Origin of the sequence: uncultured Aquimarina sp. (assembly GCF_947495315.1) — a bacterium.
GTDB lineage: Bacteria > Bacteroidota > Bacteroidia > Flavobacteriales > Flavobacteriaceae > Aquimarina.
The window spans coordinates 437,844-450,417 of the sequence record NZ_CANLYD010000002.1; the positions used below are offsets into that span (position 1 = coordinate 437,844).

General features: G+C 33.0%; 14 protein-coding genes. 4 read left to right on the forward strand and 10 right to left on the reverse strand.

The window, feature by feature from the left end; all coding sequences use genetic code 11:
* Window positions 1-4: 4 nt before the first annotated feature.
* The gene (locus Q0910_RS05345) at window positions 5-658 is read left to right on the forward strand and encodes an HAD family hydrolase (RefSeq protein ID WP_299213331.1); all 654 of its coding nucleotides are present in this window, start codon (window positions 5-7) and stop codon (window positions 656-658) included.
* On the opposite strand, the gene Q0910_RS05350 is transcribed toward Q0910_RS05345, so the two are convergent.
* The 7 genes from Q0910_RS05350 to Q0910_RS05380 form a co-directional block, all read right to left on the reverse strand.
* Window positions 655-1,173 (reverse strand): nuclear transport factor 2 family protein, encoded by a 519-nt coding sequence (locus Q0910_RS05350; protein ID WP_299213333.1) that lies wholly within the window; start codon window positions 1,171-1,173, stop codon window positions 655-657. The genes Q0910_RS05345 and Q0910_RS05350 overlap by 4 nt on opposite strands.
* Window positions 1,174-1,179: 6 nt before the next feature.
* Window positions 1,180-1,764 carry a hypothetical protein gene (locus Q0910_RS05355; RefSeq protein WP_299213334.1) on the reverse strand — a complete coding sequence of 195 codons (585 nt, stop codon included), beginning with the start codon at window positions 1,762-1,764 and terminating at the stop codon, window positions 1,180-1,182.
* A gap of 114 nt (window positions 1,765-1,878) precedes the next feature.
* On the reverse strand, window positions 1,879-2,916 hold the full coding sequence (locus Q0910_RS05360; protein WP_299213335.1) for a M12 family metallopeptidase: 1,038 nt from the start codon (window positions 2,914-2,916) through the stop codon (window positions 1,879-1,881).
* 167 nt (window positions 2,917-3,083) lie between these two features.
* Window positions 3,084-4,286, reverse strand: a complete 1,203-nt coding sequence (locus tag Q0910_RS05365) for a hypothetical protein (RefSeq protein WP_299213336.1) — start codon at window positions 4,284-4,286, stop codon at window positions 3,084-3,086.
* 110 nt (window positions 4,287-4,396) lie between these two features.
* On the reverse strand, window positions 4,397-5,170 hold the full coding sequence (locus Q0910_RS05370; RefSeq protein WP_299213337.1) for an outer membrane lipoprotein-sorting protein: 774 nt from the start codon (window positions 5,168-5,170) through the stop codon (window positions 4,397-4,399).
* A gap of 19 nt (window positions 5,171-5,189) precedes the next feature.
* Window positions 5,190-7,571: an efflux RND transporter permease subunit gene (locus Q0910_RS05375; RefSeq protein WP_299213338.1), complete on the reverse strand. Its 2,382-nt coding sequence runs from the start codon at window positions 7,569-7,571 to the stop codon at window positions 5,190-5,192.
* 170 nt (window positions 7,572-7,741) lie between these two features.
* Entirely contained in the window at window positions 7,742-8,338 is a 597-nt protein-coding gene (locus tag Q0910_RS05380; protein WP_299213339.1) for a TetR/AcrR family transcriptional regulator, read from the reverse strand.
* Between the two features lie 291 nt (window positions 8,339-8,629).
* On the opposite strand from Q0910_RS05380, the gene Q0910_RS05385 reads away from it, so the two are divergent.
* From Q0910_RS05385 to Q0910_RS05395, 3 genes are read left to right on the forward strand one after another with little or no spacing between them, the layout of a single operon-like run.
* The gene (locus Q0910_RS05385; protein ID WP_299213340.1) at window positions 8,630-9,211 is read left to right on the forward strand and encodes a TetR/AcrR family transcriptional regulator; all 582 of its coding nucleotides are present in this window, start codon (window positions 8,630-8,632) and stop codon (window positions 9,209-9,211) included.
* A gap of 50 nt (window positions 9,212-9,261) precedes the next feature.
* Window positions 9,262-9,732, forward strand: coding sequence for an SRPBCC family protein (locus tag Q0910_RS05390; protein ID WP_299213341.1), 471 nt, complete (start codon window positions 9,262-9,264; stop codon window positions 9,730-9,732).
* Window positions 9,733-9,749: 17 nt separating this feature from the next.
* The gene (locus Q0910_RS05395) at window positions 9,750-10,643 is read left to right on the forward strand and encodes a hypothetical protein (protein ID WP_299213342.1); all 894 of its coding nucleotides are present in this window, start codon (window positions 9,750-9,752) and stop codon (window positions 10,641-10,643) included.
* A 58-nt stretch (window positions 10,644-10,701) separates the two neighbouring features.
* Here Q0910_RS05395 and Q0910_RS05400 read toward each other — a convergent pair whose 3' ends face one another.
* The 3 genes from Q0910_RS05400 to Q0910_RS05410 all read right to left on the reverse strand — a co-directional run bounded on the left by Q0910_RS05400 (window position 10,702) and on the right by Q0910_RS05410 (window position 12,376).
* Window positions 10,702-11,148, reverse strand: a complete 447-nt coding sequence (locus Q0910_RS05400; RefSeq protein WP_299213343.1) for a nuclear transport factor 2 family protein — start codon at window positions 11,146-11,148, stop codon at window positions 10,702-10,704.
* 82 nt (window positions 11,149-11,230) lie between these two features.
* Entirely contained in the window at window positions 11,231-11,809 is a 579-nt protein-coding gene (locus Q0910_RS05405; RefSeq protein ID WP_299213344.1) for a Crp/Fnr family transcriptional regulator, read from the reverse strand.
* A gap of 63 nt (window positions 11,810-11,872) precedes the next feature.
* Entirely contained in the window at window positions 11,873-12,376 is a 504-nt protein-coding gene (locus tag Q0910_RS05410; protein WP_299213345.1) for an ankyrin repeat domain-containing protein, read from the reverse strand.
* Between the last annotated feature and the right edge of the window lie 198 nt (window positions 12,377-12,574).

Here is a 12,574-nt window from a genome sequence, read left to right on the forward strand (position 1 = left end):
ACTATTGAGAGATACATTATACATATTTGATATTGATGGAACTTTAACGGATAGTGTAGCGATGTATCTTAATTCTGTTACCAAAGCTATGATAAGTCTCGGAATTAAGGATATCGATACCGATTATAATAACTACAAACATCATACGGATAGCTATGCATTACGTTATAATTATGAGCGTAATTTTAAAGATAAGTTTTCGAAGAATCTATTAGGGGATTTTGAGAATAATCTGATTACACAAATGCTTAAATTTGATCCTGTAAAAGAGATTAAAGGAGCTAAATCTTTAATACAGTTTTTTAGGGATAATTCTATACCGTTTTGTTTTGCAACAGGAGCATTACCTAAACCTGCAATGCTCAAGTTAGAGCAATGTGATATTTGGTATGATAAATTGTTACTAGCTACTTCTATGACTCATGAACCAAGAGAAGGATTTGTTATGGATGCGGTAGAAAAAGCAAAAGCTTTTTATAATAAATCAGTTTTTACAAGTATCGTTTCTGTGGGAGATGGACTTTGGGATCTAAAAACAGCTCAGAATTTATCCTTAGATTTTGTTGGAATAGGAAACAAGAATAAAGAAAAATTATTAGAGAACGGAGCAACTAAGTGCTATGCTAATGTAGAAGAATTTAGAAAAACTTTATTCTAATTTTTCTTGCTTCTTAGTTTCTTAATCAAATCATTATCAAAGGTTTTTTTGAGGGCAGTGATTTCTTTTACATTTTCATTAGGTATTGCAATAGAAAGTACATAATGTTTTACTTTCCAACCTTCTTTTGTTTTTTCTAATACACCACTACCTCTACAAATACCCATTTGTGTGTCTAATAATTCATCAAACCAAGCTAGATTCGTTGTATTTTGTGTAAATATATTTCTTTCTAAAGTGCTAAAACTCCATGCTTTTCCTTTATCAAAATAAGGTTTAGAAAATGCTTTGAAAGAGATCAAATCCCAATTTTCTGTAGCATCAGTTCCAATAAATATTGCATCCTCAGTCATTAACTCAAAATAGGTATCATACGAAGCATCAGCAGCAGCTTTGTGCCATTGCTCTAAAACCTGATTGATTTCTTGTTTTGCGCCATTGACTTTAGTATCCTTTGTCTGAGCTGTACAGCTAATCGCGATCACTAAACAAATAAAAATAATAATATTTTTCATAATAACTTACTCTTCAATTTCTACATTCTTTTCTTCTGGATTTAGAATAGAGTCCCTTAAAATATCTCGCTCTCTCAGTAGTTCTTTTTCAATATCTTCTGGTATTGCCAATGACAACTCATTTAGCTGAATAATTAAACTATTATAGGCAGTAAGTAACCTGATATTGGCATCCATTAGTTTCTGAGCATCTTGATTTTGCTTTTGCGCTAGCTGCAATAATAATCCGGATTCTGTAGCTAATACTGCAATTCTGGAACTTATAGGATTCACTTTTAAATCCTCGGATAAGTTTTCTTTGAAACTTTGTACTAATAAATCAACACTATCTGCATATTTCTTGATATGAAAAGGATTTGACTTATTCATAGACAGCATTAAGCTCTTAAGATTCTGGAAATCTTCAAAGCTTTCTAAATCTTTTGCTGTTTGTGTAGAAAGTTTTAATACATCTATATCAGCTTTTTCTTTTGATAAACTATCAAGTTGAATAATTTCAATTTCCTCTTTGGTGTTAACAGTATTCTCGTTTTTACACCCAAGACAGATGATAATTAGTATTAGTAATAAGGATAACAATGATCTCATCATAAGATTTTCAATAACAGACCAAAAATAGGGAATATCGTTGCAACTAAAAATTAAAAGCCTTAGGTAAATTTACCTAAGGCTTAAAACAATTGATCACTATATTTAAATTATATCTTAGGCATAGTACCAAGCACCGTTAACATATACAACTTCTCTCCATCCGTTGTTAGAACTGTAATAGTACCACTTATCATTATATCTATATACTCTTAACCCATAAACGGTATAATACTGACCATTTTCATAAGTTGGTTCACCGCCTCCATCGCCTCCATCAGGATACATTTTATCGATTCCCTGTAAATCTTCTGATGACAGTGCGTTTCTCTGAACAGAGTATGTGCTTCCATTTTTTCTGGTAATTGTAGGTTGTCCATTTTTAGAGAACGAATATGCACCATACATCATAATAGATCCAAAATCTAAAGAACCAGTATATTCATCACCATCACGACCTTGCTCTACATACGTTCTGAAATTAAATTCTTTACCAGATTGAATATTCTGAAAGTTAATAGTAACATATTGATCTCTATCGGCTCTACTTTGCTCGTGCCATAATCCAACAGCATGGCCAATTTCGTGAATTGTGTTTCCAGTGCTACAGCCACTAGCTAGATTGATGTTTTGTCTTCCACCAATCATTCCTACGCTTGACGAACAACCACCACCAGGTCTAAAATAGATATAGTTGGATTCGTTCGTTCTTTGTACAAAAGTAAGATTGGTATTATTTTCCCAGCTAGCAATTGCGCTGGTAACTCTCGATTTATTAGGTAGATCACTAGCTATTGTATAATACACAGTGTTATTAGGCCATCTTCCTGAAGTTCTTCCAACACTTTTGCTTTCCGAAGGGTTCTGACCATCTTCTAGTACAAAGTTAGAATCTTCTGTATAGATTTCATCTTTTGGTAGAATAATATCTCCCTCAAAAATGTTATCGCTACCTATTGATTCATAAGTAATCGGTAATCCGGCATAATATCCTTCTTTGGTTGTTCCGGTTTCTGTGAAATTAGCTCTTTCAGCTCCGTCAAAAGATGGGTTTTCGGGGTTTAGGTTTTCTAATTCAGAAATAGGTTCATTCTCTGAACAAGCAAATACAGCTATTGCTGTACCTAAGATTAGGATTGATTTGTTGATTTTCATTTGAGTTTGTGTTTTAGTTATTAACATTAGATGAAACCCAAAAGATTATCAAATATTACTTTTTTATAACAAATTAACTTTTGATTAAAAAAAATGGTTAAAACGTTAAACTTAATAAATAGTAGACAGTGTTTTTAGTTAATTAAAAGTTGGATAATCAATCTTTTTTAGAAGTATTTTGAAATTGAAATTTTAAAGAAACTGTCTTCTCTGAAATTAGATAATATCAGTTCATTGGTATCAATTTTATTGAAGATTCTAGCTTCTACTTCTGCCGTCCAACTGCTCCCAAAGCGTCTGGAAGCTTCTAAGCTAAAAATTTTACTACTAGATTCTAAATCAGCAATTCCACCGATCAAGATAGAAGTATCTTGTGTGTCATTAAAAGCGATACGACTACCAAAAAACACATCATTTTGCAAAGCATTTAAAGCTAACTCATCTCGTTCGTCATATAAATACTCTCCTAGAACTCCTATATCTAAACCGTTCCCATCGATATTAGAGAATGTGTATTCTAAGCCGGCTGCCAGAGCAAAGAAATCCTGAGCATCTGCATGGCGATATATAGATTCCAGTTTCCATAAAAAAGCATCGTGAGTAATTTGTAAGTCTAAACCTGTCTGATTGATGACTGGATAAAAAGCATTAATGTTTCCGACGGAGTCAAATGTAAAAAGAGGCTCTCTACCAGTTCCATAAAAATGAGAAAGACCAATATCAAAAATACTAAAGTAATGTTTCCAACGGAAAGCAACATCTTGTCTCCATTCTTTTGCGCTACTTTCATACGTTAGTTCATCTTTATCAATTACTGTCTGAAAGCGAAGTCTTCCTTTTCTTCCAGAAAAAGTACGTTTTCGGTGATATGGAAGATAGAAAAAATCAAAAGACCCGTATTTTTCTGTACTCCAGGTAAACTGCGCCATTGGTTGTCCTAGTTTTTCTTCTCCATCAAAAGTTTCCACAGCATCTGTTTGATTAATAATATCTACGAGATGGTTACTTTCCGTAACTCCCCAATAAACCTTTTTTAAACCTAAACTGAATTCCCAATTATTATTAGCCTTTTGATAATAAAGTTCTCGGATATCCCAATGTGTTCTTTCGTTATCAACGTCTAATCTAAAAAAACCTTTGAAGTTGATACTTTCATATCCTTTGTTCCATTCTAAAGAATATTCTGGTGTAATACCGAGTGATGGAAAATGATCCTTTTGACCTTCAAAAAGAGCGTCTTCATAAAAATATCGATATTCTCCTTCTAACTCTAATTCGAAGTCGTGAGTGACTTTTTTAACTTTTTCCTGAGCATAAGAGCTTATTTGGAATAATAAAATCAGTAGAAGGAAAGTGGTTTTAATTCTCATTTAATACAATTTAAAAAGCACACAAAGACAGTTTTAATTACTAAGGGATATTTTGTAAAGAGTAAGAGTACAATTAAAAACCTGCCTTATGTGTGCTATATGCTATATGATTATTTTCCTGCTCTTTTAAGCGCTACTTGGGTAAAATCATCTTCAGAAAGCTCGGATTCAAAATTATAATCGCTAAATTTTAATTGTGTTTCTTTATTGCTTTGATGATTCACCATATCCAAGGTCAATGCTCTCCAATATTTTCCTTTATACAGTTTATAATCACTATAAGTGAGTGTTTTTAATAGGGAGTTTTTACGATCATAGAATTCTACTTTTTCTAAACGATATGCCTTGTCTTTATTATAAGTAACTACTCGTCTTGTATAACCTGATTTTGGATCAACGGGATCTTGCTCTACAACAAGAAGGTTTCCTTTTTCTTCTAGAAACTTATAACCATACTTTTCTACTTCTTGTGACGAAAGGTCTTCATAGGCAAATTCACTACCAACAAAAGGGCCGGATTTATTATTAGAAGAAATTCTTTTTACCCTTTTGATAGAAGGTAAAAACAACCACTGATCGTCTGACCCGATTTTATGCGTAAAAGTTAGCGTAGAGGTTCCTTTTACATCTTTTGGACTATTAAAAACAATCATTGATTTGTCACCATCATCTAATTGCTCTAAAGTTCTTGTAACTAATAAACGCTCACTAGTTTGACCATTTTTGTTTTTTAGGGTCATTTTTAGATTTACTATAGAACTATTGAATCCTTGGTCAGCTTTATCAGCTTCTTTAGCTATTTGTAGTCCTCGTTCTTCTGCGCTTTGTGCAGTTACTATAGAAATGCTTAGTAAAGCAATTCCTGCTAGAATTATTTTTTTCATTGTAAAATATGTTTTAAAATTATTTATCAAGTTGTATTTGTGGTTTTAACTCTTTTATATTTTCTTTTGATTCACTCTTATTGCTTGTTAAGATCAATAAGGAAGGGAGTAATATGAAATCAATAATAAGTGCCGACGAAATAATGATTAGAGTGATTCTGGCCATATAACTGTTCAATGCGAAAGAGGAAGTAGAAAGAACAGTAAATCCTGCTAGAAGAACAATTGTCGTCGTAACTAGTGCTTTGCCTACAGTCTCGAAAGCATAAATCACAGCTTCTTTGGCATCATAACCCAATTCTCGACGTGCACGTAGAAACTTACTCATAAAATGAACGGTGTCATCTACTATAATTCCTAACGTCATCCCGAATACGATTACCATACCAGTATTGATCTGCGCTTTGTATAATGCCCAAAATCCAAACCCAACCAAAACGGGTGTCACATTTGGAATAATACTTAAGAGGCCTAATTTAAAATTTCTAAGGGCTAGCATTAGTACTAGAGAAATCAAGATCAAGGCAATGATATTACCATTAAACATACTGTCTGCTTGTCTGAAACCAAGTGTAGAAAACATAAGTGTAGGACTTACTCCGATAGCATGCATAGGTTTTGGAGTGTTGTTTTGTAACCAGGTTTCTGCTCGATCTGCAAAAGCAATCATGTCGGCACTTTTTATATTTTCAATGGTTACTGTTACTCGTGTTTCGGACTTATCTACATTGATTTGATTATTGAGATCTAATCCAAAAGGAAGGGAAAGTTCGTAGAGTAATAAATACTGTGCAGCTTCTTCTCGACTATCGGGAATTCTATAATAATTTTCATCGTCTCCGTGCATAGAACGATTTACTCTTCGGGCAACTTCACTAAAAGCATTTACATGAACTACTTCAGGTTGTTGGTTGAGCCAGTCCTCAAAATCATTCAGTTTTCTTAAGTATTCTGGACTGTTAATTCCTCCACTTTCTCCGCTACCTACAGAGAATTCGACATTATAAATACCTGTTAGATTTTCACTTATATAATCGGTATCTGTTCTAAAAGTTACTGACTCATCAAAATAGTTAATGAATTCATCATTAAATCTGTTTTTAGTGGCTAAGAATGTTAATATACCTATAACAACAGTAGAAATAATTGCCAATCGCACAGGTTGCTTGGCAACAGTATGTCCTAAGGATGTATACCAACCTGGTTTTTCTGCTGCTACTTTTGTTTTTGCTTTTACCTTAATGGGAAGAATAGCCATAAGAGCTGGTAAAGCGGTTGTGGAAAATAAGAATGCCATGGTCATCCCAAACGCGGTAATATTACCTAAGTCCCAGAATGGAGGAACATCTCCAAAATTCATGGTTAGGAATCCAATGACTGTAGTTAAACTAGTTATGAATACCGGCATGAAATTAAGTCGCATGGATTCTACTAAAGCTTCTTTTTTAGTGTATCCATCTTTACGCATTTTCTGTAGCATAGTAACCAGAATATGAATACTGTCGGCAACGGCAAGAGTTAATATCACCGTAGGAAATACAGAAGAAGGTGGTGTAAGTTTAATACCCATTAATCCAACAAAACCTACGGCACTCATAATAGAAAACATCACTACAATAAACGTTGCAACGGTACTGTAGATACTTCTGGTAAGAACAAACGTAGTAATGATTACAATAATTAGCATAATCATAGTTAACATCAGGTCATTCATAGAAGATTCGAAGAATGCCGTGTTTAAGGGTACTAATCCCGAAGAGTGTACTTCGAAATTAGGATATTTTGTTTTGAAATCAGCTATTGTGCCGCGAATGAAAGCGGTAACCTCAGGTATTTCTTTCGCACTATCTTCTCCAGGAAGACGAACCGTAACATTAATAGCGGTTACCGATCCAATTTCATTAAGGATACGATTCACGAGCAATGGTTCTTTCAGAGCTTTCTCTTTTATGACGGCAATCTCAGCTTCGGTTTTGGTAGAGGATTCATAGGATAGATCATCTACGTATAAATCATCACCTTGAGCACTAGTATGCTGAAAATTAGTAACAGCATCCACGCGAGAAGAGTAGGGAGTGTTCCAGGCGTTAGCAGTAAGCTCTTCTATTGCAGTAAGGTTTTCTTTGGTAAAGATATCCCCATTAGATGGAGTCAGAACAATGACTACATTGTCATCTTTGGTATACTTCTCTTGTAGAGCATCGAAAGCCTCTAATTCGGGATTGGATTTGCTGAAAAACACATGATAATCACCATCGAATTCCATATTTCCTTGAGAGCCTAGCCCCATTGCAAGGACTAGAGTAACTATTAAAACAGGCCATTTGAATTTTATAACAAACTCTGCCCATCGTTTTGCAAATGCATTTGTAGCAGTACTCATTTTTTTTATTGCGTTCATTGTTTTGTAATTAGTTGACCAGTCAATTATATATTTTAAATGATTGACTAAGTGCTTGTTGTTAATATTTACTTGTTAAGACGTTTTCATTTTCTATATTAGGACAAGTGCTCTTTATTTTTATTTAAAAATTAAAATTGACCGGTCGTCTATTAAGATATTAAAAAAAATTATTTGATCAACATACTCTTTACGATATACATATGGTTATCGATAGGATACGAGTCCTGCATCTCTTTCATTGTCGTCATTGCTCCCTTGCCAGCATCTTCTATAAACCCAACAAGATCTTCTGCATTTATAGAAGGATCTATTTCTCCTAATTTCTGAGCTTCCTTGACCACTGCAGTTATTTCCTCTTTAATTAGATTATGTCTATCAAGAACAGCATTTCTTATGTTTTCATTATGTTCAGACATTTCATTACTTAGATTACATCCTAAACAACCCATTTTACATTTTAACTGTTCTTTTAGCACTTTAATTCGGAACTCATAGAAATTCAATAAACGTTGTTTTGGCGATCCATCACTATGTTTCAGAACTTCTATGGCAGGAGTAAATTGCATCGTAAAATATTTGTCCAATGCTTTTATCGCAAAATCTTCTTTACTGTCAAAATAAAAATAGAAAGAACCTTTAGGAACATCAGCCGCCTTAACAATATCATTAACACTTGTACCATTATACCCTTTAGACCAAATAATTTCTAACCCCTTTTCTAGAAGGTGGTCTGCTTTGATTTCATGTTTAAGTGTCTTTGACATTTTCTAATTTTGGGATAACAAAAGTATGACCACTCGTCTAGGATGCAAATTTTATTATGTTAAATTTTTGTTTAATTGGTTTAATTAACTGATAATAAAAGAGTTGTTTAACCGTTCGGTCCAGTTTGTGAAATCATGATTTCTTTCCGTTCGAAATGTTTTAATTAGAACAACATCATTGATTATTTCTATGCTTTCTTTATTTTTAGATGTGGTTAATAATTAAATTCGAATCAAAAATAAACCGATTGGTCTAATTTAGATATTTTTTTATATATTTACCATCGCAAAATGGGATATAAACATAATAAGGAAGAGATTTTAGAAGTCGGTTATCAGGTGATTCGAAAGAATGGATATCATCATGTAGGGATTAATCAAATCCTAAAAGAAGCTGGTATCCCAAAAGGATCTTTTTATAATTTTTTTGAATCTAAAGAAGATTTTGCCAAACAGGTAATCCAATATTATGGAGAAGGAAATAGGAGTTGGCTCAAAGGAATTTTTCAAGAATCAATAGAAACTCCGATCAATACTTTAAAATCCTTTTATAAATTGTTAATTGATTATAATGAAGAGGACAATTTCTGTAGTGGATGTTTGATTAATAATATGGGTAATGAGACCGGAAGATTATATGATGTTTTAGCCAAAGAGACTAAAGAGCAATTTGATCAGTGGCTTGATCTAATTGCTGATGTGGTAAGAAAAGGACAAGAAGCAGGAGAAATTACCGATAGATTTAGTCCTACGGAGATTTCAAATTACTTGCATTCAGGTTTTTATGGAACTTTTTTTAAAATGAAAGTTGAAAGATCAAGAGAGGATATGGACACCTGGTTAGCGATGACATTCGAATTTATTAACGCTTAATATTTTTTTTAAATTAAAATAAGTAGAACGGTCTAATTAAAATTAAAAAAATGAAAACACTAGATGTAAACCAATTTACCAACGCCCCTAAACAACTTCAGATACAGAGGTTTTTAAACGCACCTATTCATAAAGTTTGGGAAGTAGTTTCTGATCACCAGAGAATGACATCCTGGATGCCAATGATTAAGAAAGTTGATCTTACAAAAGCGAACTCAAAAGGTGAGTGGCAGGAAGGGTGTGAGCGTCAGTGTCAATTTGGACCTGATTTATTAGAAGAAAAGATAGTACACTGGGATCCACCGTATGGATATGCCTACACGATTGCCGATATGCATATTGTTAAAAACCATTTGGGATATTTCAAACTTATAGAAAAAATGGAAGGGACAGAAGTTATCTGGACGCAGTATTACCATCCTAATGGGAATATAATTAAAAAGTGGATGGCTAAAAACATCATGTTACCATCGGTAATGAAGAAAGCACTTAAAAATTTAGAAAAGAAAACTATAGTCTAATTTAAATCCAAAGCACCATGAAATTATTCATCAAATCGATACTTTCGTTTACTCTCTTTTTAACAATACAATCTTGCGGATCTGTTGATTTACGTAGTGATTATCTATTAAGTAATCCCGATCAGATTGATACCAAAGGAAGAGAGCTTCTGGAAACCTCCATGAAAAAGATGGGGTTTGATAAATTCTCTAAAACAGATGTGTATGAGGTTACTGCTCAATTTAATTGGAAAAAAGGTTGGCTTATAATGCCTATGAATGCTTTTCCTGGTAATAATAAAAATGATCTCCAGTTTCGTTTTGCTACAAATACCTTTGATGGTCAGTTAGAATATCTTGAAGGCAGAAAAAAAGGAGCTATACAAGGCTTACAATCGTGGCAAGGATATAAAATCAATAATGAAAATGATGAGCTAAAACAGCATGAACATGATAGATATATTTGGGGTTTAGCTACCTATCACTACATATTAGAATCTCCATTTAGAATGTTGGAAGCTCCTATAATAAGATATGCTGGAGAAAAGGAATTTGAGAATAAACAATACGATTTAGTGTATGCAACCTGGGGGTCGGAAGCACCAAATAGCCAGTATGATCGTTGGTTAATTTATATAAATAAAGAAACCGGATTCATAGACCTTACGGAAGTTACAATCAATGATTTTTTTATTACTATGCCTAAGGGATTGCAGCACGGTACTGTTAGATTTGATCGCAAAGAAACCAGTATCGGAACATATTTACCTAGCAAAGTAAGTATTCAGCTACTTTCACCTAAAAAAGAAGAGAGTTACGTTTACTATTTTACACTTTCGGAATACAAATTTGATGGATTTAATAAAGATATGTTGTATCCTTTAGAAGGGCTACCATTGTATGGAAATTCTAAACCTAATGAAGCTCATTAGTAAAAACGTTATCAATAAATAATTATAAGCCCGTATTATAGAAATACGGGCTTTACTATTAAGAATTTGGGTTTTGAATTGCCAAATCAGACATTATTTTCCATTCTCCATTATTATTTTTAATAAGAAGAAAAGTGACTTTCATGCTATTTTCTTTATTTTTTAAAAGAACAATTACTGTGGCAGAATGTTTAGCGACATCAATATGTAGAAATTCTGTATCATATTTTGTGCCACCGATTTTCTTCTGTGTCATTAACGCGATGTATCCTGCACCAGGAATGATCGAAGTTTTTTCGGGTGTAGGGTATTGATTAGCTATAACCCTAAAATCCGAATGTAATATCGCATCAAAGGCCGATATATCCCATTTTTCTCCGGCAATTATAAATGTTTCTATTACTTCTGTAATTTCTTTTTCCATATCCTTTTCTGAGTTTTGAGACTTACAATTAGTAGTACTTAAACAAAAAGTACACACCATAAGAATTATCATGCTTTTCATCGTTTTAATTTTAAAGTTTTATACGATGTGAAACTAGAAATATGGACAATGGAATAATGTGACTATCGTCACAAAATGAAATCTACAAGGATCTTTTTCTAATTCTACTTAGAGTTTCTCTTGCTACACCTATATAAGAGGCTAGATATTGAAGTGGAATTCGCTTGATTAATTCAGGATTGTTTTTTAATAAATATTTATAACGATCCTCTGGTTTCAGCGAGGTGAGCATCGAAGTGAATTTATGTTGTTCACTTAACAAATGTTCTAATAACTTTCTTCCTAACCGTTCGAAAGATGCTGACTTGTCATATAATTGTAAAAGATCATTTCTTCTGATGTAAAACCCTTCTACATCCGTTATAGCTATCAAATTTTTTGCGGAAGTTTTTTGAGAAGCAAGACTTGTAATTTCACTTGCAAAATCTGAAGATCGAAAAAAAGAAGTGTAAACTTCTTTTGAATTAATGATTTCATATAAACCTACAATACCTTTAGTGATGAATAACATACCAGGATTGTAACAACCACTTTCCAGAAGAAATTCTTTCTTTTTCAATTTTTTGAACTTTGTTATGACCAAAAAATTATTAAACTCAGCATCTGTGAGTTTATGAAAGCTGACTAAGGTGCTCTTCAGGATAGTTTCGGTATCAGTCATATTTTACTATATTAACATTCAATTGTTAACACAATAAAAATACAGCTTTTTTAAAAGTGATTTTTAATACAATTTGATTTTGGTTTCTTTGGCTCCTAACGAAACAAGATATTCTGTTACCTCACTAGCATCATCTCCGCCACGTTGTGCGTGATGTAAAAGTGTGAAACCATGTGGACCTTTGGCATGAAGTGTATTAGGAAAATAATCCAGCATAGATTTTATAATGTCTATTTTTCCGAAAAGAGCTGCAGTAAATATATTGGCCTGTGCACCGCTATCGATAAGATATTGAGCTAATTCCTTATAACCCACGTGACTTGCTGCTCCTAACGCGGTTTCGAAATCACCAAATTTCCAATCATGTGCTGCATTAATTAAAGTAGGATACTCTTCTAATAGCTCTTTTACTTTTTCTAATTTACTATGACCAGCACCAACAAATTCCTGCACTACCTTTTTATCTAATTGGGGGCCTTCTTGTTGTTTTGCAAAGAGAACATAAGGTGATACTGTAAAAACACTAGTAGTAACTATACTAGCTCTTAAAAATTGTTTTCTATCCATGATGTTTCTATCTTAGGTTACTGTTATTTTTTGATTGATTTAAGATGAATTTTTATTAAAATCTCTTTTAAAAATAACAATATAAAAAGTTGATATTTAGGTTTTTATTCGAGTCTCTAGATCTTTTCCGTAAAATTGGTTGAGATTGATGTAAACGATACATCCTAATTTCACATAAGTTTTGCCTTAGTTTACATA

Bases quoted from the DNA above. Each gene is read 5' to 3' on its own strand.
- Q0910_RS05350 (WP_299213333.1), bottom strand. From the start codon at position 1,173: ATGAAAAATATTATTATTTTTATTTGTTTAGTGATCGCGATTAGCTGT.
- Q0910_RS05355 (WP_299213334.1), bottom strand. From the start codon at position 1,764: ATGATGAGATCATTGTTATCCTTATTACTAATACTAATTATCATCTGT.
- Q0910_RS05360 (WP_299213335.1), bottom strand. From the start codon at position 2,916: ATGAAAATCAACAAATCAATCCTAATCTTAGGTACAGCAATAGCTGTA.
- Q0910_RS05365 (WP_299213336.1), bottom strand. From the start codon at position 4,286: ATGAGAATTAAAACCACTTTCCTTCTACTGATTTTATTATTCCAAATA.
- Q0910_RS05370 (WP_299213337.1), bottom strand. From the start codon at position 5,170: ATGAAAAAAATAATTCTAGCAGGAATTGCTTTACTAAGCATTTCTATA.
- Q0910_RS05375 (WP_299213338.1), bottom strand. From the start codon at position 7,571: ATGAACGCAATAAAAAAAATGAGTACTGCTACAAATGCATTTGCAAAA.
- Q0910_RS05380 (WP_299213339.1), bottom strand. From the start codon at position 8,338: ATGTCAAAGACACTTAAACATGAAATCAAAGCAGACCACCTTCTAGAA.
- Q0910_RS05385 (WP_299213340.1), top strand. From the start codon at position 8,630: ATGGGATATAAACATAATAAGGAAGAGATTTTAGAAGTCGGTTATCAG.
- Q0910_RS05390 (WP_299213341.1), top strand. From the start codon at position 9,262: ATGAAAACACTAGATGTAAACCAATTTACCAACGCCCCTAAACAACTT.
- Q0910_RS05395 (WP_299213342.1), top strand. From the start codon at position 9,750: ATGAAATTATTCATCAAATCGATACTTTCGTTTACTCTCTTTTTAACA.
- Q0910_RS05400 (WP_299213343.1), bottom strand. From the start codon at position 11,148: ATGAAAAGCATGATAATTCTTATGGTGTGTACTTTTTGTTTAAGTACT.
- Q0910_RS05405 (WP_299213344.1), bottom strand. From the start codon at position 11,809: ATGACTGATACCGAAACTATCCTGAAGAGCACCTTAGTCAGCTTTCAT.
- Q0910_RS05410 (WP_299213345.1), bottom strand. From the start codon at position 12,376: ATGGATAGAAAACAATTTTTAAGAGCTAGTATAGTTACTACTAGTGTT.